Below are 21,269 nucleotides of genomic sequence, written 5' to 3'. Positions count from 1 at the left end.
TCCCAAGATGCCAGATCGTAGAACCGCGCGGGGCGGCCGAATGCCTCTGCGAGTTACGCGCCGTGCGGGGGTTCGGTCGCACTGATCGCGGTCGAGGTGCGCAGCACCTCTCCGTAGGGTCCGCGCATCGCGGCGGATACAAGGCCGAGCCAGGTGTCGAGGTCAGACTCGTTCCATAGCAATGCGCCGTGGTGGGCTGAGTGCGGCAATCCCGCCGCCGAACTTGTTTGGTTCGACGGCGGGACGCGGTGCTGATCGTTATCGGATTAGAAGAACGTCGGTTCGCGCGGCGTGTAGGAAGCCTCCAGTGCGGATACTTCCTCCTCGCTGAGCGTCACCTCGAGGGCTGCGGCCGCATTTGCGAGGTGCTTCTCCTTCGTCGCCCCGATGATCGGGGTATCGACGACGGCGTTCTTCAACACCCAGGCCAGCGCGACGGTTGCCATGGCGATGCCCCGTTCGGCGGCGATGCGCTCCACGGCGTCGACGATCGCTTTGTCGGAGTCGAGGAGATCGGCAACCTGAGCGTGGCAGCCGGTGTCATCAGCACTCATCTGGCACAGCGGCTCAAGGAGCTCATCGGCGTCACGCCGAAGCGGCTGGCCCGCACCTACCGCTTCGCCGCCACCGTGTTCTCGATCAACCCCTCCGGACCGATCGACTGGGGTGACCTCGCCGGTGGCGCAGGCTACTTCGACCAGGCCCACTTCGGCCACGAGGTCCGGGCCTTCACCGGGCTCACGCCGACCCGGTACGTCGAAGTCAGACGGCGGTTCCTGCGCGAACATCCCGGCTACGCGCTGGACGGCTGGCCGCTGCCGGCCGATTGATTTCTTACAAGAGCGACAACTCACGACTTGCTAATGTGGGGGCCACCCCAGAGCAAAGGAGAGCCCCGTGGGCAAGGTGGTCATGTACAGCTCGGTGTCAGTAGACGGCTTCATCGCGGACGAGAACGACCAGCCCGGACCGCTGTTCGACTGGTTGCTCAGCGGTGACGTGCCGTTGGACGAGAGCGGCGAGTTGAAGGTGTCACAAACGTCCTACGACTACACCCGGCCGTACTGGGACCAGATCGGGGCGACTGTCGTCGGCCGCCACGTCTTCGACATGACGGACGGCTGGGGCGGGAAGCCTCCGGGCGGGGTCGACCACGTGGTCGTCGTGACGCACCGGCCGGAGCCCGAGGGCTGGGACCCCGAGGCGCCGTTTCACTTCGTCGACGGCGTCGAGGCAGCCGTGGCCAGGGCGCAGGAGCTTGCGGGTGACCGCATCGTCGAGGTCGCCGCCGGCGACGTCGGTGGCCAGGTGCTTGCCGCGGGCCTGGTCGACGAGGTGCGCATGGACGTCGTACCCGTCGTGTTCGGGTCCGGCAAGCGCTACTTCGGGTCGGTCGACGCACAGCATCTGTTGGAGGACCCCGACGTGGTGATTGAGGGCAACCGGGTGCTTCACCTGCGCTATCGGGTGCGCCGTTGAACGATCTGAGCGGGTACGCGAAGAAGCCCACTGCGAACGGTGACACAAGATCGGGCCTCCGGCTGCGGTTGCGCATCGCTGCCCCGGGACCGACGCGCCAGCCAACATCCAGCCAGCGATTACACCCTCAACTGTGAAGAGCCGTTAAAACTTGAGAATGTTCAATTCCGCGGCCGGCTCGAAACCAAGCCGTGCGTAAAAGTCGCGCGATTCGGCGGAGGGGGATAGCACCATCCGTACGGCATTGATGCTTTGCGAGAACTGGATCGATGCGTCGACGAGTCGGCCGCCGATTCCGGCGTTCCGGAACTCCGGAAGCACGTAGGCGTTGCCCAGATAGACCCACCGGGACGATTCCGTCCCTGGTTTGGGCATCCGCTCGAAAATCATCAGGTTGAGCATCCCGACCAGTTCGCCACCGTAGTCGGCCACAAAGAACCGTCGAGGACTGGCATCCATCCACTCTCTAAAGACGGCGTCGAAGGCCGGATCGTCCATGAGCGCGGGGTCCTGTTCCGCCGCCCAAGTGGCCCTTAGCGTCGCAAGGCCGGGCACATCGTCCGGGCGCCCTTCGCGAAGGATGAACATGGAAGTACCCTACTTTGGCGGTGCGTCTGCATCCCACCGAAGGTCCGAAGGGCGCCTTCGAGGGCGCGTCCAGAGTCGATTAGGTTGAACATATGTTGATCACCAAGCTGCACGACGCGGAGCCTGACATCGACACCAGCCAGGTCAGTCTCATGGTCGCGGATCAGTTTCCGGCGTGGGCCGGGCTGCCGCTGGAGCCGGTGGCATCAAGCGGGACGGACAACGTCATGCTCACCCTTGGTGACCGGCTCGTCGTTCGACTTCCCCGCACGGTCGCCGCGGTTCCCTCGCTCTCCAAGGAGTGGAAATACCCGCGCATGCTCGCTCCCCAATTGCCCGCCCCGGTACCAATTCCGCTTGCCCAGGGCGCACCCGGCCGGGGCTATGCGTGGCCGTGGACGGTGTCTGGCTGGCTGGCAGGCGAGAACCCTTCCCCGGGCCACGCCTATGGAACCGAATTCGCCATAGATCTTGCAGACTTCACCCGCGCGCTGCATGCTGCCGACGTCGGGAACGAGGCGCCCGCCGGGCCGCTGCGGTCCTACCGGGGCGGCCCGCTCGCTGCCAGGGACGCGCCGACCCGTTCCGCGATCGCCAGCTGCGAGGGCCTCCTGGACGTCCGGCTCCTGGCAGCGGCGTGGGACAAGGCCCGGCAAGTGAGCGAGGGGGAGGGGAAGCCGGTCTGGATTCATACGGACCTGCAACCCGGAAACCTTCTGACGGCCCACGCGCGGCTCGCCGGGGTTCTCGACTGGGGAGGCCTCGCCATTGGCGATCCGGCAGTCGACCTCATCGTCGCCTGGAACCTGCTCGAGGACGAGGGCCGCGCCGCATTTCGCGACGCCGTCGGCGTTGACCAGGCGACGTGGGAACGCGGCCGCGCCTGGGCCTTGTCGATTGGCATCATCGCCTATCCCTACTATGTCCACACCAACCCGCCGCTGGCCCGGGTTTCGAGGTACCAAATCGAGCAGGTGGTTGCCGACATCTCGCGGACGGAATAGAGCCGGGAACCCACGACGTGAGTTTCAGGGAAGGTACCCGATGTCGGTTGGGCATCACTTCAGCCCAAAGTTCCCGTCCGTTAGAGTCGAGCGATGAAACGTGCGGTGATCCTTGGCGGTACTGGTGTCCTCGGCCGCGCCATTGCTTGGCGGCTAACGAGTGCCGGCTGGGCCGTGGACGTGACGGGCCGGGACCGGTCGAAGATGCCGGCTGACCTGGCCGCTGCCGGGGCGCGATTTATCGCTGCCGACCGTCGTGACGATGCAGCCCTCGCGGGTGTGGTCGGGGTTGGTGCAGATCTGCTCGTCGACGCCGTGTGCTACACGGAGGCCGACGCCCGGCAACTGATGCCACACCTGTTCGCCGTGACTTCGGCCGTTATGCTCTCAAGCAAGGCCGTGTACGTTGACCCGGCCGGCAACCACGTAAATTCCGATGTTCCGCCCCGTTTTGATGCGCCCATCCTCGAGTGCAATCCGACCATGCGGCCGGCAGCCGGGGACTACACCTCCCGGGAAGGCTACGGCGCGAACAAGGTGGCCGCTGAGAACGCCCTCCTGGACAGCGGTCATCCGGTGACGGTGATCCGGGCCTCGAAGGTACACGGGGCGGGCGCGGCTAGGCCCCGGGAATGGATGTTCGTCAAACGGGTGCTCGACCGGCGCCCGGCCGTGTTCCTGGCGCATGCGGGGCAGGGCGCGGACCACACGACGGCGGCGGTGAACACGGCAGCCCTGGTGGAACGGGTTGCTGCCGCGCCCGGGGCACGGATCCTCAACAGCGCTGATCCGGATGCGCCGAACGCCCGGCAGATCGCGGCAACAATCGCCCGGTACCTCGGCCACCAATGGGAAGAGGTGCTGCTGGATGACACCGCCCCCGCGGGCCTGGGCGACCACCCGTGGGATTTTCGACCCCCGTTGGTGCTTAGCACCGAGGCCTCCCTAGACCTCGGCTACGAACCTGTCGGGACATACGCTCAGACCATCCCGCATCAGGTGGACTGGCTGGTGAAGGCGGCAGCGGCCGGCGCCGTGCCGGGAACAGATGATCTGACTTTCGAGCCCTACCTCGACTACGCCCGAGAAGAGCAGCTCATCGGCGGTTACAGCCAGCGGAGACGCCAACGTCCCCTAAGAGGGGCCTAACGGTTTGCCGACGAGGATGGCGGCCTGCGGATGTTTCTCCATGGTTCTCGGCGAACGCACCAGCTGGGCGCGCATCATGAAGCCCTGCTCGGTAAACCGGAGCGCCACGTCGTCGGGGGCGTGCAGTTCCGCACGGAGCTGGACGTCGTGCCCGTACGCCCGGTCAATAGTGCGGTGACCGCTGCCGGCGTGGAAGGCGATGAGCGCCGAGCCGCCTGGGCGGAGCGCCCGCCAAAACTCGCCCGCGATCGCCGGCAGGGCCGTCGGGGGCGAATGGATGATCGAATACCAGGCGAGGACGCCGTCTGCAGCTGCGTCGGCCACCGGCAGGTCGGTCAGCTCTCCGACTTCGAACAGCAGCTCCGGATGCAGCCGTTGCGCGACCCGGACCATTTCGGGCGACAGGTCGACACCGCTGACGTTCAGCCCGGCGTGGCTCAGGTAGCTGGTCATTCGTCCGGCGCCGCATCCGGCGTCGACCACCGTCCGGTCCGCCGCGGCACGCAGGTGGGCGATGAAGTGGTCCACCATGGCCATGTCCAAAGGGGCCTCGAAGCCTGTATCCGGGATCACCGTTGAATAAGTCTCGGCAACTGTGTCATACGCGGATCTGACGTCCATCAGGTTCTCGGAGTTTGCCATCGAAAGAGCCTAGCGGCCGTGGCCGGCGAACCCCAGTTGCCCGGGTGCCGCCGTCAGCCCGGGTTCCAGGTCCCCGGTGGCCCCGGGCGGCGCCGGATTTTTACGTCATGCAACGGGTCCGTGACGCGCCGTGTCGCTGCGCGACCGTGCGTTGCAGCCGGGCTTGGGAACCCGTGTCCGCGGTGGTTGATTGGGGTTTCCAGCGTCGAAAGGACTCGCCATGACGGACCAATCTGATCTCAGCCCGAAGACACTCCGCCACATACTCGGACACTTCGCCACCGGCCTAACGGTGATCACCGCAGCGACCAAGCACGGGCCGGCCGGCTTCACGTGCCAGTCGTTTTCCTCCCTGTCCCTGGAACCGGCCCTGGTCACTTTCAGCCCTGCACGGACGTCCAGCACCTGGCCGCTGCTGCGTGAGGCGGGCCGGTTTACCGTCAACATCCTGCCCGCAGAGCACCAGCATCTGGCGGGGCAGTTCGCGCGCTCGGGAACGGACAAGTTCGCCGGCGTTGGCCACTCTCCCTCGCCCCTGGGCAACCCGGTCCTGGACCAGGCGCTGGCCTGGGTGGATTGCGAGCTCCACCAGGAGTACGACGGCGGCGACCACACGATCGTCGTCGGCGCCGTCCGTGCGCTGGGCGCCCGTCCCGACGCTGAGCCCCTGCTCTTCTATAAGGGAAACTATGTGGGCGTCCGGTCCCGCGCCGATGCGCTGGAGAGCGTGGCATGACCGAGCCGGAGCCAGAACGGGAGCCGGAGCCGGAACAGGAGCCGGGGAACGCGGAGCAGCCATTCCCGGCAACAGGCGCCCACTGGCTGGACGGGTGGGTCGTCTTCGGTAACACGTACCTGTAACGCCCGACGCTGGATCCCTTCCGGCGTCGGCAGCGCGGCGCTGGCGTAAGATGGGAGGACCCGTTGACCCCGGCCGCGGGCGGTGCGAACCGCCGTCGGTACGGATCACGGCGACCGACCATATTCATACTGGAGGGGACCAGAGGCCCGCGGGCCAACACCATGACTGAAGCAGCGAACGGCAAGGCCCGGTTCAGCGCCCGAGAACGCACCGCAGGGGAATTCCCCCACTCCCTACCAGGGCTGCGGACGGAGGTGGTCGTGTTCGACGACTCAGAACAGATGGTCCAGTCGTTGGGCAGCCATGACGAAGCCTTGCGGTTCATCGAAAACATGTTCCCTGCCGTCGATTTCCATGTCCGGGGGAACGAGCTCGCCATCAGCGGTCCTGCCGCCGACGTGCCGCGCATCATGCGCCTGCTTAACGAGGTCCGCGGGCTGGTGGCCAGGGGCACCGTCATCACCCCGGCCGTGCTGCAGCAGCTCGTCTCCCTGCTCCGCAGCCAGTCACTGCAGAACCCTGTGGAAGTGCTGACCACCAACATCCTCTCCACCCGCGGGAAGACCATCCGGCCCAAGACGCTGAACCAGAAGAACTATGTGGACGCGATCGACGCCAACACCGTGATCTTCGGGATCGGGCCGGCCGGTACGGGCAAGACCTACCTGGCGATGGCCAAGGCCGTCCAGGCGCTGCAGCAGAAGGAAGTCAGCCGCATCATCCTGACCCGTCCCGCGGTCGAGGCGGGGGAGCGGCTCGGATTCCTGCCGGGCACGCTGAGCGACAAGATCGACCCCTACCTGCGGCCCCTGTACGACGCCCTGCACGACATGATGGACCCCGAATCCATTCCGCGCCTCATGGCCGCCGGCACCATCGAGGTCGCCCCGCTGGCCTACATGCGCGGCCGCACGCTCAACGACGCCTTCATCATCCTCGATGAGGCCCAAAACACCACCCCGGAACAGATGAAGATGTTCCTGACCCGTCTGGGCTTCGGCTCCAAGATGGTGGTCACCGGCGACATCACCCAGGTGGACCTTCCCTTCGGCACGCGCTCGGGGCTCAGGATCGTCGAGGAAATCCTGCAGGGGATCGAGGACGTCAACTTCTCGATCCTGGATGCCTCCGACGTCGTCCGGCATCGCCTGGTCGGGGATATCGTCAACGCCTACAGCATCTGGGACGAAGTCCAAAGGAACCGGGTCAAGCACTCCGTTGCCCGGGAAACGCGGGGAGAACACGCATGAGCATTGAGGTCAACAACGAATCCGGCGTCGTCGTGGACGAGTCCGGGCTCGTGGCGCTGTCGCGTTTCATCTTCGAACGCCTCTACATTCACCCGCAGGCGGAACTGTCCATCCTGCTGGTGGACGAACCGGCCATGGAGAAGCTGCACCTGGAACTGATGGACGAGCCCGGCTCCACCGATGTCCTCTCCGTGCCCATGGACGAGCTGACCCCGGGCACGCCGGACAAGCCGACGCCGCAGGGCATGCTCGGCGACATCGCCATCTRCCCCCAGGTGGCCGAGGTCCAGGCCCGCAACGCCGGCCACTCCACCCAGGACGAGATGCTGCTGCTGACCACGCACGGCATCCTGCACCTGCTGGGTTATGACCACGCCGAGCCGGAAGAGAAGGAAGAGATGTTCGGGCTGCAGCGCGAACTGCTGACCGCCTTCACCGGCAAAGCGGCCCCGTCCGAGACGGTTCAGTGACCCCACTGATCCTCGCCGGCATGGCGCTGGTGTTCCTTAGCTTTGCCGCAGTGCTCACCGCTGCCGAGTCCGCCTTCAACTTCCTGCCCCGGCACGACGCCGAACAGGCGGTCCTGAACAGCAGGGGCACGTCGCTCAAACGCATCCTGGCCCAGCCCGTGGGACACATGCGCGCCCTGCGGTTCTGGCGGGTCTGGTTCGAGATGGCCGCCGCCGTCGCCGTGACCGTCCTCCTCTACAGCGTGCTGGACAACGTCTGGCTTGCCGGGCTGGCGGCCACCGGGATCATGGCGCTGCTCGGTTTCGTGATTGTCGGGGTCTCCCCGCGGCAGCTCGGCCGGGTCCACTCCACCGCCCTGGTCCGGTTCAGCGCCCCGCTGGTCCGGTCGCTCTACGCCGTGCTGGGCCCGATCCCGGGCTGGCTGGTGCGGCTTGGCAGCGTCGTGGCGCCCGGTGCGCCGGCCGACAGCGAGGCGTTCTTCAGCGAGGAGGAATTCCGCGAACTCGTGGACCGGGCCACCGAGTCCGACGTGATCGAGGACAACGAGGCCGAGCTGATCCAGTCGGTCTTCGACTTCGGGGACACCCTGGTCCGCTCCGTCATGGTGCCTCGGACCGACATCCTCACGATCGACTCCGGGTCCAGCCTGCGCCGTGCGATGTCGCTGTTCCTGCGCTCCGGGTACTCGCGGATCCCGGTCATCGGCGAAAACACAGACCAGATCCTGGGCATTGTGTACCTGAAGGACGTTGCCGCTTCGCTCCACAACCTCGGCCCGGACGAGGAACCCCCGGTCGTGGACGACGTGGCCCGCGAGGTCCGCTACGTGCCGGACTCGAAGCTGGTCAGTGACCTGCTGCGCGAACTCCAGAAGGAATCCACGCACGTTGCGATCGTGATCGACGAATACGGCGGAACGGCAGGTCTGGTGACGCTCGAGGACCTCATCGAGGAGATCGTCGGCGAGATCGTGGACGAATACGACACCGAAAGCGCCGAGGCCGTGGCCCTGGGGGATGGAAGCTACCGGGTCAGCGCCCGCATGAGCATCGATGACCTCGGCGAGCTCTTCGACCTTGAGCTCGACGACGACGAAGTCGACACCGTGGGCGGCCTGCTCGCCAAGGCCCTCGGGCGGGTGCCGATTGTCGGCAGCACCGTCCAGGTCCACGGGCTGTCCCTTCGCGCCGACAGGCTGGAGGGCCGGCGGAACCGCGTCAGCCACATCATTGCGGCCGCCGTAGCAAAAGAACAAACTGACCTTGAAGACCTCCTCGACGAGGCCGCACCAATCCAACAGGGAGTCTCACGTGAGCAAGCAGAATAAGTCCGACGGCGAAGCAGCGTACGGCGGCTACCGCGCCGGTTTCTCGGTGCTGGTCGGGCGGCCCAATGCGGGCAAGTCCACCCTCACCAACGCCCTGGTCGGCCAAAAAGTCGCGATCACCTCGGCCAAGCCCCAGACCACGCGCCACACGATCCGTGGCATCGTGCACCGGGACGACGCCCAGCTGATCCTCGTCGACACCCCGGGCCTGCACCGCCCGCGCACGCTGCTGGGGAAGCGGCTGAACGAGCTCGTCGCCGACACCCTTGCCGAGGTCGACGCGATCGGCTTCTGCCTGCCGGCCAACGAGAAGATCGGCCCGGGAGATAAGTTCATCGCCGCCCAGCTCGCCGCCATCCCCAACAAGCCAATCATCGCGATCGTGACCAAGGCCGACACGGTGGACCGCCAGGCCCTTACCGAGCAGCTGCTCGCCGTCGCCGCCCTGGGCCGCGAGGTCCTCGGCGAGGACGGCTGGAAGGACATCGTCCCGGTCTCCGCCACGGACGGCTTCCAGGTGGACACCCTTGCGGACGTGCTGATCGGTCACATGCCGGCGTCGCCGCCGCTGTACCCGGACGGGCACCTGACGGACGAACCGGAAGCGGTGATGATCGCCGAACTCATCAGGGAAGCAGCCCTCGAAGGCGTCCGCGACGAATTGCCGCACTCCCTGGCCGTCGTCGTCGATGAGATCGTTCCGCGGGAAGGCCGGCCCGAAGACCGGCCGTTCCTGGACGTCCGCGTCAACCTGTACGTTGAGCGGCCCTCCCAGAAGGCCATCATCATCGGCAAGGGCGGCGCCCGGCTCCGCGAGGTCGGGACCAACGCGCGCAAGGCGATCGAGGCGTTGCTCGGTGCCCGGATCTACCTTGACCTGCACGTCAAGGTCGCCAAGGACTGGCAGCGCGACCCGAAGCAGCTCGTCAAACTGGGCTTCTGAGCAGCGCCCCCAATTGGGCCCCAAGTAGGCCGCTGGCCGGTCCCGCCGCTCCCAAGAGCGGGCCATCGGCGTTTTCTCAGATTCGGACTCTAAAATGGGCTGACTCCCCGTTCGTTTAGGAAGGCTCAACAAGTGGTTCGACCCCGTGACAACCGTGCCGACGGATCCGCCCCGCCGGCACGGTCAACCGCCGCTGCCCGGCACACGGCCGATCCCGCCGTTGGCCCGGCCCGCCACCTTGGCGCCGCCCGGCGGACCCCCACCTGGCTGAAGGTCTTCACGGGCGTGGTGGCTGTGCTCTTGGTCGGCGTGATCGCTTTCGGCGCCTACTGGGCCATCCGGCTCCAGGGCAATCTCACCAAGGCCCCGCTGAGCGCCGGCAGTATCAAGTCCGAGAACGCCGTGAACGATTCGACGGACCGGATGCAGATCCTGATCCTCGGCTCGGACACCCGCGACGGGAAGAACTCGCAGTACGGCACCAGCGATGACGCAACCGGCTACGGGCACTCGGATGTGATGATGCTGATGGACATCTCAGCGGACAACAAGCGGGTCAACGTCGTCAGCTTCCCCCGCGACCTCCTGGTCGACATCCCCAAGTGCAAGGATCCGAAGACCAACAAGGAGTACCCGGCCCAGACCGGCGTCATGATCAACTCGGCGATGTCCGAGGCCGGCATCGGCTGCGCCGTCGACACCGTCAACAAGCTCACCGGCCTGGAGATCGACCACTTCATGATGGCCGACTTCAACGCCGTCAAGGAACTCTCCAACGCCGTCGGCGGCGTATCAGTGTGTGTCAGCGACGCCGTGTACGACCCCGACTCGAAACTGCGGCTGCCCAAGGGCACCTCCACCGTCCAGGGCGAGCAGGCACTGTCGTTTGTCCGCACCCGGCACGCCTTCGGCGACGGCGGCGACCTCGGCCGGATCAAGGCCCAGCAGGGCTTCCTGTCCGCCCTGACCCGGAAAATCAAGGACGACGGCACCCTGACCAACCCGGCCCGGATGCTCGGCATCGCGGACGCGATCACCAAGAACCTGACCATCGACGACGGCCTGGCCTCGGTGCCGACGCTGCTGACCGTGGGCAACCGGCTCAAGAACATCGACGTCGGCAAGGTGGCCTTCGTGGCCACGCCGACCGTCCCGGCCGAAGCGGACATCAACCGGCTGCAGCTGGCCGAACCCGCGGCGTCGCAGCTGTTCGCCGCCATGCGCAACGACGTGGACCTGACGGATCCGACCGCGACGCCGAGCGCTTCCCCGAGTGCCAGCCCCACGCCGACGCCGACTCCCACGGAACCGGCCTATGACAAGGCGCTGCAACCCGTCACCGTGGCCAACGGCTCGGGCGTGCCGGCCCGGACCCAGGAGATCATGCAGGCCATCAAGGGCGCCGGCTTCACCCAGGTGGGACAGTTGACGGCTCCGCCCGTCGCGAAGACGGCTGTCTACTACGGTGCGGACTATGCCGACGTGGCCGCGGACGTCGCGGCCCTGCTCGGTGTGGCGCCGGACCGCGTGCTCCCGGCCGCCGGGGTTGCCGGGGTCCAGGTCTACCTGGGCGGGGACTTCGCCAACGGGACGCCGACCGCCGCGGCCGCCGCCCCGGAGCTGCCCAAAGACATCGTCAACCAGACGGCCGGCGACACCGTCTGCCAGCAGGCCAACCCGGCACTGATCACACGCTGACCCCACCCGCGCGAAGGCCCCCGTTCAGATTCCTCGGAACGGGGGCCTTCTTCTGGTCATGGGTCACGGACGACGGTCATTAAGAGCAGCGGCTCCGGGCGGATGGCCGACCGCCCGGAGCCCCGGGGTCACCAGATGCTGACGCGCTCCTGCGGTGCCATCCACATGCCGTCCTGATCCATGACGCCGAATGCTGCATGGAAGGCGTCGAGGTTCTTGGCGATCGCGTTCGTGYGGAACTCGTTCGGGGAGTGCGGATCAGTCGCCAGCCGGCGGATGGCCTCTTCAGTCCGGACGACCTGCCGCCACCCTGCGGCCCAGGACGCGAAGAAACGCTGCACCCCGGTCATCCCGTCCAGCACGGGGGGTTCCTGCCCGTCGAGGCTGATCAGGTAGGCCTTGTAGGCGATGGCGAGGCCGCCGAGGTCGCCGATGTTCTCGCCTAGGGTGAGCTTGCCGTTGACGTTGTGGCCCGGGGCGGCCGTGGGGGAGAGGGCGTCGAACTGCGCCACGAGCCTGGAGGTCAGGGCCTCGAAGGCCGTGCGGTCATCCTCGGTCCACCAGTTGCGCAGCAGGCCGTTGCCGTCGTACTGCGAGCCCTGGTCATCGAAGCCGTGGCCGATTTCGTGGCCGATCACGGCGCCGATGCCGCCGTAGTTGACGGCGTCGTCGGCGTCGGCGGTGAAGAACGGAGGCTGCAGGATCGCGGCGGGGAACACGATCTCGTTCAGGAGCGGATGGTAGTAGGCATTGACCGTCTGCGGGGTCATGAGCCATTTCTCCCGGTCCACGGGCTTGCCGACCTCGTCGAGGTGGCGGTCGACGTCGGCGCTGTGCGCGCGCTCCACGTTCCCGAGCAGATCGGTGGGATCGACCCGGACCGCAGAGTAGTCGATCCACTTGTCCGGGTAACCGATCTTGGCGCGGAACGAGTCCAGCTTCTTCAGGGCCTCGAGCTTCGTTGCCTCACCCATCCAGGCCAGTCCGGTGATGGACTCCCGGTACGCCTCGATCAGGTTGGCGACCAGGGTCTGCATGCGCGCCTTGTTGCCTTCCGGGAAGTGTTCGGCCACGTAGATCTGGCCGACGGCCTCACCGAGGCCCGCCTCGACCACCGCGACACCGCGCTTCCAGCGGTCCTTGATCCGCGGCGTACCGCTCAGGGTGGTGCCATAGAACGCGAAGTTCGCGTCCACGAACACAGAGGACAGGTACGGGGCGGCTGCGCTGACGACGCGCATGGCGAGCCATTCCTGCCAGGTGGCCAGCGGTTCGGTGTCCAGCAGGGAGGCCGCGCCGGAGAAGAAATCGGGGGTGCTCATCACGAGCTCAGTGCGCTTCTCCGGCTCGATGCCGGCCGCGTCGAACCAGTCGGCCAGCAGCGGGAACAGCTCCGCGGCCTCCCCGGCCGACTTCAGGTTGTACGTCTTTTGCGGATTCCGCAAGGTCACGTTGTCCCAGTGGTGCGAGGCCAGCGCAGTTTCCAGCGCCACCACGCGCCCGGCCGCGCCCTCGGGGTCGGCCACGTCCGCGAGGCCCAGCATGGCCTGAACGTGCTCCCGGTAGGCCTGGACCATCGGGGCGAACTTCTCTTCCCGGTAATAGGACTCATCCGGCAGGCCGAGGCCGCCCTGGCCGGTGTATAGCAGCACCCGGTCCGGGTTTCCGGCGTCCGGGGCGGGGTAGATGTAGAAAAGCCCGGACACGTCGGCGCGGAACAGCCGTCCGGCCAGCGCCACGAGTGCCGGCACCGACGTCGTGGCAAACACCTCCGCCAGCCGCGCCCGGAGCGGGTCCAGGCCCTTGGCTTCCACCGCCGCCTCGTCCATGAAGCTGTTGTACAGGTCCCCGATCTTCCGCTCGATGCCGGTAGCCTCAGCACCACGGGCGGCGGCCCGCTCGATAATCTCCTTCACCGCGAGCTCCGACGCGTCGCGCAGCGCAGTAAACGTGCCCTCCAGCGGCCGGTCGTCCGGAATGACCGTGCTGTTGAGCCAGCCGCCATTCACGTGCTGGTACAGGTCATCCTGCGGACGGACGCTGGCGTCGATGGTGGACAGGTCGATCCCCGAAAGTGGCACGGATTCTCCTCTGAGAGGCAGTCCGGCACCGGAGCGTTTGTCGGCGCACGGTCTGCATGGTGGACGTTACGGTGGTCTGGCTCCTTCATCTTACGCACCCGTGTTACTGTGAAAATGTGCGCGCAGAACTGCTCCTTCTTAGCTGCCGCAGCGAGGCCTCAGACGCGATCTAGCGCAAGGCCCACCCTCGCTGCGGAGTTTGTGTTGCCCGGCCACCCTTTCACCAAGAATCACAGAAAAGGCCCCGATTGTAATGCGAAACGCACAGAAGCCCTCAGGAATGCCGGTCCACCGTTACATCCCGTTCCAGGACCAGATCACCGTTGAACTGCCGGACCGCACCTGGCCGGACAAGATCATCACCAAGGCCCCGCGCTGGTGCGCCGTGGACCTGCGCGACGGCAACCAGGCGCTCATCGATCCCATGAGCCCGGCCCGCAAGCTGAAGATGTTCGAACTGCTGGTCCGGATGGGCTACAAGGAGATCGAGGTCGGTTTCCCCTCGGCATCGCAGACGGACTTCGACTTCGTCCGGCAGCTGATCGAGGGCAACCACATCCCCGACGACGTCACGATCCAGGTGCTGACCCAGGCCCGCGAGCACCTGATCGAGCGGACCTATGAGTCCTTGGTCGGCGCGAAGCAGGCAATCGTGCACCTCTACAACTCCACGTCCGTCCTGCAGCGCCGCGTGGTCTTCAATCAGGACGAGGACGGCATCCTGGACATCGCCCTCCAAGGCGCAAGGCTGTGCAAGAAGTACGAGGAAACCCTCGCCGATACGCACATCACCTACGAATACTCGCCCGAGTCCTTCACCGGAACCGAGCTGGAGTACGCCATCCGGGTCTGCAACGCGATCGCCGACGTCTTCGAGGCCTCGGCGGACCGACAGGTCATCATCAACCTGCCCGCCACGGTGGAAATGGCCACCCCCAATGTCTACGCCGACTCCATCGAGTGGATGAGCCGGAACCTGCACCCGCGCGAAGGCATCATCCTCTCCCTGCACCCGCACAACGACCGCGGCACCGGCGTGGCCGCCGCCGAACTCGGCTACCTGGCCGGCGCAGACCGGATCGAGGGCTGCTTGTTCGGCAACGGCGAGCGGACCGGCAACGTGGACCTGGTGACCCTGGGCCTGAACATGTTCGTCCAGGGCATCGATCCCATGATCGATTTCTCCGACATCGACGAAATCCGCCGCACGGTGGAGTACTGCAACCAGCTGCCGGTGGCCGAGCGGTCCCCGTACGGCGGAGACCTCGTCTTCACCGCGTTCTCCGGCTCGCACCAGGACGCGATCAAGAAGGGCCTGGAGGCCCTCGAAAAGGACGCGGCCGCGGCGGGCAAAGACGTGGCCGACTACACCTGGCAGGTCCCGTACCTGCCGGTGGACCCGAAGGACCTCGGCCGCAGCTACGAGGCGGTCATCCGGGTCAACTCGCAGTCCGGCAAGGGCGGCGTCGCCTACCTGCTCAAGAACGAGCACAGCCTGGACCTGCCGCGCCGCGCCCAGATCGAGTTCTCCGGCGTCATCCAGAAACGGACCGACACTGTCGGCGGAGAAGTCAGCGGACCCCAGCTGTGGCAGGTCTTCCAGGATGAATACCTGCCCTCGGGCTCGGCCGACACGCAGTGGGGTCGCTACGCCCTCGGCTCGATCAGCACCGAGACGGACGAGGACGGCGACATGACGCTGACCGCCGCCCTGAAGATCGACGGGACCCAGGTCCGGCGGACCGGGACCGGCAACGGCCCCATCGCGGCCCTGCTGAGCATCCTGCGCGAGGACGGCGTGGACGTCCGGGTCCTGGACTACAGCGAACACGCACTCTCCGAGGGCGGCAGCGCCCTGGCCGCCGCGTATGTCGAATGCGCCGTGGGCGAGCGCGTGCTCTGGGGCGTGGGGATCGACGCCAACACGAGCACGTCCGCCCTCAAGGCCGTCATCTCGGCCGTGAACCGCGCCATTCGGGACGCCCGCGCCTGATTCGTCCGCGGGCACGGCGTCCGCCGGCACGGCAGACACAGCCGCGGCAGACACAGCTGAACAAACGCATACTGCGCCGCCGGAACACTCCGGCGGCGCAGTGTTTTGCCTCAGCAGGGCGTTGCCCATGCCGTGATTCCGCAAAGACAGTGCGAAGATTAACTGTGGTCCAACAATCCTTCGCAGCGCGCGCCTACCGTGATGACGCCGTCGTACTGCGCACCCATAAGCTGGGCGAGGCCGACCGGATCATCACCCTGCTGACCAAGCACCACGGCCAGGTGCGTGCGGTGGCGAAGGGTGTCCGGCGCACGAGCAGCCGGTTCGGCGCCAGGCTGGAACCGTTCATGGTGGCCGATCTCCAGCTGATTTCCGGGCGCACCCTGGACGTCGTCACGCAGGCCGTGGCCAAGGGCGCCTACGGCGGAAACATCGCCGCGGACTATGGCCGGTACACGGTTGCCGCCGCCATGACCGAGACGGCGGAGAAGCTGACGGACGTCGACGGCGAAGCCGGAACCGCCCAGTACAACCTTCTGGTGGGCGCACTGGCGTCCCTGAGCCGCGGCGACCACGCCTCCGAACTCATCCTGGATTCCTACCTGCTCCGCGCCCTCGCGACCGGCGGCTGGGCGCCCAGTTTTACCGACTGCGCCAGGTGCGGTGCGCCCGGGCCGCACACCGCCTTTTCCGCGCCGCTCGGCGGCATGGTCTGCCATGAGTGCCGGCCGCCGGGATCGCCCGCGCCGGCCCCGGAGACCGTGCTCCTGATGGGTGCCCTGCTCACCGGGAACTGGACGACGGCGGACGCCTCCGCGTCGGTCCACCGCCGGGAAGCGGCCGGCCTGGTGGCCAGCTACCTCCAGTGGCACCTGGAACGAGTCCTGAAATCCCTCAAACATGTGGAGCGAACGTAAAAGTGGCATTGGGAAGAAGCTTGGGAAAGAACCTGGAGAAGAGCCCGGCGAAACAGGCCAGGGTCCGGCGGCGGACCACCCCGGTGGTGGCTCCCTATCCGCACACGTCCGGCGCTGTTCCGCCCGCGATTCCGGCGGAGTTCATCCCGAGGCATGTAGCGATCGTCATGGACGGCAACGGGCGCTGGGCGAACCAGCGCGGCCTGCCGAGGATCGAGGGCCACAAGGCGGGGGAGCCTGCCCTGCTGGACGTCATGGCCGGTGCGATCGAGCTGGGGATCGAGCACGTCAGCGTCTACGCCTTCTCCACCGAGAACTGGCGGCGGTCCCCCGAGGAAGTGCGCTTCCTGATGGGCTTCAACAAGGACGTGCTGCGCCGGCAGCGGAACCAGCTCGATGAGTGGGGGGTTCGCATCCGCTGGTCCGGGAGGCGTCCGAAACTGTGGGGCTCGGTGATCCGCGAACTCGAAGAGGCCGAGGACTACACCCGCGGCAACAGCACGTGCACCCTGAACATGTGCGTCAACTATGGCGGACGGGCCGAGATCGCCGACGCCGTCGCGGCGATCGCGGAGGAAGTGGCGCAGGGCCGGCTCAAGCCGGGCGCCATCACCGAGCGGACCATCCAAAAGTTCCTGGACGAGCCCGACCTGCCAGACGTTGACCTGTTCCTGCGCAGCTCCGGCGAGCAGCGGCTCTCCAATTTCATGCTGTGGCAGTCGGCCTACGCCGAGTTCGTGTTCATGGACACCCTGTGGCCGGACGTGGACCGCCGGACGCTGTGGGACGCCGTCGAGATCTATGCCCGGCGGGACCGCCGTTACGGAGGAGCGGTCGACGCCGCTCCCGCCGCAGGCAGCCAGGGCACCTGACCGGCCTGCCGGACCCCTGCCTTCCGGAGGCGGGGCGCTGCCGCCGTCGTGGTTCGCGTTAGTCGAACACATACGCCCTGAGCCACCGGGACAGCCGGGAATAGGCGTCCGCACGGACCCGCGGCGCGGAGAGGAAGACGTCATGCAGGGCGCCGTCAATCCGCTCCAGCGTGACGGTCCGGCCCAGGCTGAGCGCGCGGAGGGCGATCGTGTTCACGTCCAGGACCGCGTCCGTGCGGCGCATGGACTCCTTCCAGAACATTCCGTTGGCGCTGGCGCCCGAGATGAGCACCAGGATGGGCACATCGATGTTCAGGCCGCGGGCCACCTTGGACTGCCCGCTCAGCACGGCGCTGAGCCAGCCGGCGCGGACCGGGAAGGCATGCGGCGGACGGTAGGCATCGTCCAGGGCCCATTCGCCCTCCGCGGCGCTGCTGATGCTGCGCCAGTAGAAGGCACGCTCGGGCAGCCGGATCACCGACTCCGGCCAGAACCGGGCGAACGGCTCCACCATGGTCCGCGCGGCCCGGCGCAGGGCGGGGCTGCCGTGGACTTCCAGCCACGGGCTGTCCAGGACCAGCTGTGACACCACCCCCGGATGCCGGTCGGCCCACAGCGCCGCGATCAGGCCGCCGGTGGAGTGGCCCATGAGTATCAGCTGCGGCGCCGCGCCGTCCGGCCGGAGCGAGCCGATGATGCCGAGCGCCGCGGTGATTTCGGCGTCGTAGTTGTCCAGGTCAGCGACGTAGCCGCCGTGGGTGCCCGGGCGCAGGCTGCGGCCGTGGTTGTGCATGTCGAGGGCGAAAAACTCAAATCCCTGCCCCGCCCAGAATTCCGCGAGTTCCTCGTTGAAGAAGTAGTCGCTCCAGCCGTGCAGGAACAGCACGGCCCGGGCCGGCAGCGCCGATGGTGCCGGCGGGAGCGGCGTATGGCGGACCAGGGTGGCAGTTCGCAGCACACCGTCAGGGCCGGCGGCCTCGAAGGCGCACGCCTGGAAATCATCCCCCAGTATGTCGGTCCGCCACTGCATCGACTTTCCTCCTGCGCTGCTGAGTGCCCTGCTGACTATGCCGCGGAGGCCGCGGCGCGGCCCGCCGAACGTCCGGAGTAGAGGCACCCGCCCAGGAACGTCCCCTCGAGTGCCCGGTAGCCGTGGATTCCGCCGCCGCCGAACCCTGCGGCTTCACCGGCGGCGAACAGCCCGGGGACGGGCTGCCCGGCGGCATCCAGGACCCGCGACTGCAGATCCGTGTGCAGGCCGCCGAGGCTCTTGCGTGTCAGGACCGAGAGCCGGACGGCCAGCAGCGGGCCGTGCCGCGGATCCAGCAGCCGGTGCGGCGGGGCCACCCGCATGATCTTGTCGGTGGCGAAGCGGCGTGCGGCCCGGATCGCCGCCAGCTGCGGGTCCTTGCCCAGCCCGCTGGAAAACTGCCGGTCCCGGGCCCGGATCAGCCTGTCCAGGGCCGCGGGGTCAATGAGCTGCCCGCCCGTCAGGTCGTTCATTTGGCCGGCCAGCCCGGCGGGGTCTCCTGCCTGCAGGAAGTCGACTCCGCGGTCCAGGAACCGTTGCAGCGGCGTGTCGGTGCGTGGCTTCAGCCTGGCGGCCAGCAGCCGGACATCCTTGCCCGTGAGATCCGGGTTCTGCTCCGATCCGGACAGCGCAAACTCCTTCAGGGCGATGGTCCGGTTCAGGACGAACCATGAATGGGCATGTCCGGTGGCCAGGATGTGGCGGAGGGCGCCGAGGGAGTCGAAGCCGGGAAACAGGGGAGGCGGGAGCATCCGCCCCGTCGCGTCCAGCCACAGGGCCGACGGTCCGGGCAGGATCCGGATGCCGTGCCGCGGCCAGACCGGGGCATGGTTGTGGATGCCCTCCGGGTAATGCCACATCCGGTCCCCGTTGACGAGGCGTCCGCCGGCGCGGCCCACGGCCGGGAGGAAGTCGCCGTCCACGGATGCCGGCACACCGCTCAACATCCGCTCCGGCGCCGCGCCGCCCGGCCACTGGCGGCGGACCACATCGTGGTTGCCGCCGATGCCGCCGCTCGTCACCACCACGGCCGCGGCCGCAGCCTCGAAACTTCCGGCCGGGCGCCGTGACGAGCTTTCGCCCCGGCCCGCACTGCTGGCCTCGAGCACCTCGCCGCGCACGCCGCTCACACGGCCCGCGGTTTTCACAAGCTCAGTGGCGCGGTGGCGGAAATGGAAGGACACGCGCCCGGCGGCTTCGCCTTCGCGCAGTTTGGCAAGGAAGGGAGCCACCAGCGCAGGTCCGGTGCCCCACGCGACATGGAAGCGCGGGACGGTGTTGCCGTGGCCGTCCAGGCCGTAGCCGCCGCGCTCGGCCCACTGCACCAAGGGGAACAGCCCGACGCCCAGGGAAGCGAGCCACGCACGCTTCTCCCCGGCGGCGAAGTTCACGTACGCCGCCGCCCACTCCTTCGCCAGCGCGTCCTCCGGCCGGTCGAATCCCGCGGACGCATGCCAGTCGGCCAGGGCCAGCTCCTCGCTGTCCCGTACCCCGAGCCGCCGCTGTTCCGGGGTGTTGACCAGGAACAGGCCGCCGAAGGACCAGTGCGCCTGGCCCCCGACGGAGGCCTCGGGTTCCTGATCGAGCACCGCCACCCGGCGGCCGGCGGCATAGGCCTGGGCCGCGGCCACGAGCCCGGCCAGGCCCGCGCCGACCACCACGACGTCGGCCTCGATCCCGCGGCCCGCCGCCCCGCGGCCGCCCGTTCCGGCACCCTCATTGCTGCTCATGGCTTCATGCTAACTCGCCCCAGCGCTCTTCTGCCGCCCGGCCCGGGGCGTGGGGCGCCGCAGTCACAACCGCGGTCACAACGGACGCGGGGGAGTGTACTGGTTTGGTCTGCGCGGCCCGAACCGGAAAACTAGAGGCATGCGCGTATATCCCACATTCTTCCGGCTGGCCTTCTCATGGATGGACGCCGAACGCGCCCATAAGATCGGCTTCAAGGCCATCCGTCTTGCCCACAGCTGCGGTGCCGGGCGGTTGCTGCAGAAGTTCACCGCCCCTGCGCCGTCCCTGCAGACCCAGGCGTTCGGCCTGACCTTCCCGTCCCCGTTCGGACTGGCGGCCGGCTTCGACAAGGAAGGCCACGGCATCGAGGCCCTGGCCGAGCTCGGCTTCGGCCATGTGGAGGTCGGCACCATCACCGGCCAGGCCCAGCCCGGGAACCCGGCGCCGCGGCTGTTCCGCCTCGTGGAGGACAAGGCCGTCATCAACCGCATGGGGTTCAATAACGACGGCGCCGCGGCGGTGGCCCCGCGCCTCAAGTCCGCCCGCGCCGCCCTGCAGCGCCAGCATCCCGGCGTGCGGCCCGTGATCGGGGTGAACATCGGCAAGAGCAAGGTGGTTGGGCTCGAGGACGCGGTGTCCGATTACCTGATCAGCGCGCGCAGCCTGGCCCCGGCAGCCGATTACCTCGTGGTGAACGTCAGCTCGCCCAACACCCCCGGGCTTCGGCTGCTGCAGGACGTGGAAGCCCTGCGCCCGCTGCTGACTGCCGTGGGGGAGGAGGCGGACAAGGCCGCCGGCCGCCACGTTCCCCTCCTGGTCAAGATCGCGCCCGACCTCAGCGATGAGGACATCGACGACGTCGCGCGCCTGGCGCTCGACCTGAAGCTGGACGGCATCATCGCCACCAACACCACGATCGCCCGCACCGGCCTTGCTTCCAGCCCCGACAAGGTCGAAGCGTGCGGGGCCGGAGGTCTATCCGGGGCGCCCCTGAAGGAGCGGTCCCTGGAGGTCCTGGCCCGGCTCAAGTCCGTCACCGGCGGGGCACTGACCCTGGTCTCGGTGGGCGGCGTCGAAACAGCGCAGGATGTGCAGGCACGGCTGGACGCCGGCGCCACCCTCGTCCAGGGCTACACGGCGTTCCTTTACGAGGGACCCTTCTGGGCCGCCCGCATCAACCGGCTGCTGGCCACCCACCCGAGCCGGCGCTAGGCCTTTCGGTTCGATCAGTC

General features: G+C 67.7%; 20 protein-coding genes. 14 read left to right on the top strand and 6 right to left on the bottom strand.

From position 1 onward, the window contains the following. Window positions 1-266 precede the first annotated feature (266 nt). Window positions 267-554 (bottom strand): aldo/keto reductase, encoded by a 288-nt coding sequence (locus AC1DZQ_RS04280; protein WP_476962326.1) that lies wholly within the window; start codon window positions 552-554, stop codon window positions 267-269. On the opposite strand from AC1DZQ_RS04280, the gene AC1DZQ_RS04275 reads away from it, so the two are divergent. Together AC1DZQ_RS04275 and AC1DZQ_RS04270 are read left to right on the top strand one after the other, a co-directional pair. Beyond that, window positions 528-830 (top strand): helix-turn-helix domain-containing protein, encoded by a 303-nt coding sequence (locus tag AC1DZQ_RS04275; RefSeq protein WP_476962325.1) that lies wholly within the window; start codon window positions 528-530, stop codon window positions 828-830. The two genes, AC1DZQ_RS04280 and AC1DZQ_RS04275, sit on opposite strands and share 27 nt — an antisense overlap. A gap of 67 nt (window positions 831-897) precedes the next feature. Further along, window positions 898-1,479 carry a dihydrofolate reductase family protein gene (locus tag AC1DZQ_RS04270; protein WP_476962324.1) on the top strand — a complete coding sequence of 194 codons (582 nt, stop codon included), beginning with the start codon at window positions 898-900 and terminating at the stop codon, window positions 1,477-1,479. 144 nt (window positions 1,480-1,623) lie between these two features. Here the strand turns inward: AC1DZQ_RS04270 and AC1DZQ_RS04265 are convergent, their stop codons facing one another. Next, the gene (locus AC1DZQ_RS04265; RefSeq protein ID WP_476962323.1) at window positions 1,624-2,067 is read right to left on the bottom strand and encodes a GNAT family N-acetyltransferase; all 444 of its coding nucleotides are present in this window, start codon (window positions 2,065-2,067) and stop codon (window positions 1,624-1,626) included. A gap of 92 nt (window positions 2,068-2,159) precedes the next feature. On the opposite strand from AC1DZQ_RS04265, the gene AC1DZQ_RS04260 reads away from it, so the two are divergent. Together AC1DZQ_RS04260 and AC1DZQ_RS04255 are read left to right on the top strand one after the other, a co-directional pair. Then, entirely contained in the window at window positions 2,160-3,071 is a 912-nt protein-coding gene (locus tag AC1DZQ_RS04260; RefSeq protein WP_476962322.1) for an aminoglycoside phosphotransferase family protein, read from the top strand. Between the two features lie 93 nt (window positions 3,072-3,164). After that, a complete protein-coding gene (locus tag AC1DZQ_RS04255) occupies window positions 3,165-4,220 on the top strand; it encodes an NAD-dependent epimerase/dehydratase family protein (RefSeq protein WP_476962321.1) in 1,056 nt (351 codons plus the stop codon). On the opposite strand, the gene AC1DZQ_RS04250 is transcribed toward AC1DZQ_RS04255, so the two are convergent. Beyond that, a complete protein-coding gene (locus AC1DZQ_RS04250) occupies window positions 4,206-4,862 on the bottom strand; it encodes a class I SAM-dependent DNA methyltransferase (RefSeq protein WP_476962320.1) in 657 nt (218 codons plus the stop codon). The genes AC1DZQ_RS04255 and AC1DZQ_RS04250 overlap by 15 nt on opposite strands. 220 nt (window positions 4,863-5,082) lie before the next feature. Here AC1DZQ_RS04250 and AC1DZQ_RS04245 point away from each other — a divergent pair, with 220 nt between their 5' ends. The 6 genes from AC1DZQ_RS04245 to AC1DZQ_RS04220 all read left to right on the top strand — a co-directional run bounded on the left by AC1DZQ_RS04245 (window position 5,083) and on the right by AC1DZQ_RS04220 (window position 11,413). Next, window positions 5,083-5,598 (top strand): flavin reductase family protein, encoded by a 516-nt coding sequence (locus tag AC1DZQ_RS04245; protein WP_476962319.1) that lies wholly within the window; start codon window positions 5,083-5,085, stop codon window positions 5,596-5,598. Between the two features lie 287 nt (window positions 5,599-5,885). Then, on the top strand, window positions 5,886-6,974 hold the full coding sequence (locus AC1DZQ_RS04240; protein WP_476962318.1) for a PhoH family protein: 1,089 nt from the start codon (window positions 5,886-5,888) through the stop codon (window positions 6,972-6,974). After that, window positions 6,971-7,444, top strand: coding sequence for an rRNA maturation RNase YbeY (ybeY, locus tag AC1DZQ_RS04235; protein ID WP_476962317.1), 474 nt, complete (start codon window positions 6,971-6,973; stop codon window positions 7,442-7,444). Before AC1DZQ_RS04240 ends, ybeY begins: the two co-directional genes overlap by 4 nt. Beyond that, window positions 7,441-8,772, top strand: coding sequence for a hemolysin family protein (locus tag AC1DZQ_RS04230; RefSeq protein WP_476962316.1), 1,332 nt, complete (start codon window positions 7,441-7,443; stop codon window positions 8,770-8,772). The genes ybeY and AC1DZQ_RS04230 overlap by 4 nt, the downstream gene beginning before the upstream one ends. Then, window positions 8,756-9,715 (top strand): GTPase Era, encoded by a 960-nt coding sequence (era, locus tag AC1DZQ_RS04225; protein WP_476939388.1) that lies wholly within the window; start codon window positions 8,756-8,758, stop codon window positions 9,713-9,715. The genes AC1DZQ_RS04230 and era overlap by 17 nt, the downstream gene beginning before the upstream one ends. Before the next feature lie 132 nt (window positions 9,716-9,847). After that, window positions 9,848-11,413: an LCP family protein gene (locus AC1DZQ_RS04220; protein WP_476962315.1), complete on the top strand. Its 1,566-nt coding sequence runs from the start codon at window positions 9,848-9,850 to the stop codon at window positions 11,411-11,413. Between the two features lie 128 nt (window positions 11,414-11,541). Here the strand turns inward: AC1DZQ_RS04220 and AC1DZQ_RS04215 are convergent, their stop codons facing one another. Next, window positions 11,542-13,494, bottom strand: coding sequence for a M13 family metallopeptidase (locus tag AC1DZQ_RS04215; RefSeq protein WP_476962314.1), 1,953 nt, complete (start codon window positions 13,492-13,494; stop codon window positions 11,542-11,544). 253 nt (window positions 13,495-13,747) lie between these two features. Between AC1DZQ_RS04215 and leuA the strand changes: the two genes are divergently transcribed. The 3 genes from leuA to AC1DZQ_RS04200 all read left to right on the top strand — a co-directional run bounded on the left by leuA (window position 13,748) and on the right by AC1DZQ_RS04200 (window position 17,276). Beyond that, window positions 13,748-15,487: a 2-isopropylmalate synthase gene (leuA, locus tag AC1DZQ_RS04210; protein ID WP_476962313.1), complete on the top strand. Its 1,740-nt coding sequence runs from the start codon at window positions 13,748-13,750 to the stop codon at window positions 15,485-15,487. A gap of 164 nt (window positions 15,488-15,651) precedes the next feature. Then, entirely contained in the window at window positions 15,652-16,404 is a 753-nt protein-coding gene (gene recO / locus AC1DZQ_RS04205; RefSeq protein WP_476962312.1) for a DNA repair protein RecO, read from the top strand. A gap of 20 nt (window positions 16,405-16,424) precedes the next feature. Beyond that, complete coding sequence (locus AC1DZQ_RS04200) at window positions 16,425-17,276, top strand: isoprenyl transferase (RefSeq protein ID WP_476962311.1); 852 nt, start codon at window positions 16,425-16,427, stop codon at window positions 17,274-17,276. 58 nt (window positions 17,277-17,334) lie between these two features. Here AC1DZQ_RS04200 and AC1DZQ_RS04195 read toward each other — a convergent pair whose 3' ends face one another. Then, complete coding sequence (locus AC1DZQ_RS04195; protein ID WP_476962310.1) at window positions 17,335-18,306, bottom strand: alpha/beta hydrolase; 972 nt, start codon at window positions 18,304-18,306, stop codon at window positions 17,335-17,337. 35 nt (window positions 18,307-18,341) lie between these two features. Further along, a complete protein-coding gene (locus AC1DZQ_RS04190) occupies window positions 18,342-20,036 on the bottom strand; it encodes an FAD-binding dehydrogenase (RefSeq protein WP_476962309.1) in 1,695 nt (564 codons plus the stop codon). 139 nt (window positions 20,037-20,175) lie between these two features. Here AC1DZQ_RS04190 and AC1DZQ_RS04185 point away from each other — a divergent pair, with 139 nt between their 5' ends. After that, window positions 20,176-21,249: a quinone-dependent dihydroorotate dehydrogenase gene (locus AC1DZQ_RS04185; protein WP_476962308.1), complete on the top strand. Its 1,074-nt coding sequence runs from the start codon at window positions 20,176-20,178 to the stop codon at window positions 21,247-21,249. Window positions 21,250-21,269 lie beyond the last annotated feature (20 nt).

Source organism: Arthrobacter sp. P1_C12_2 (genome assembly GCF_056406415.1).
Note: the sequence above shows the minus strand (reverse complement) of the source record. Positions and strands in the feature narration are given on the sequence as shown.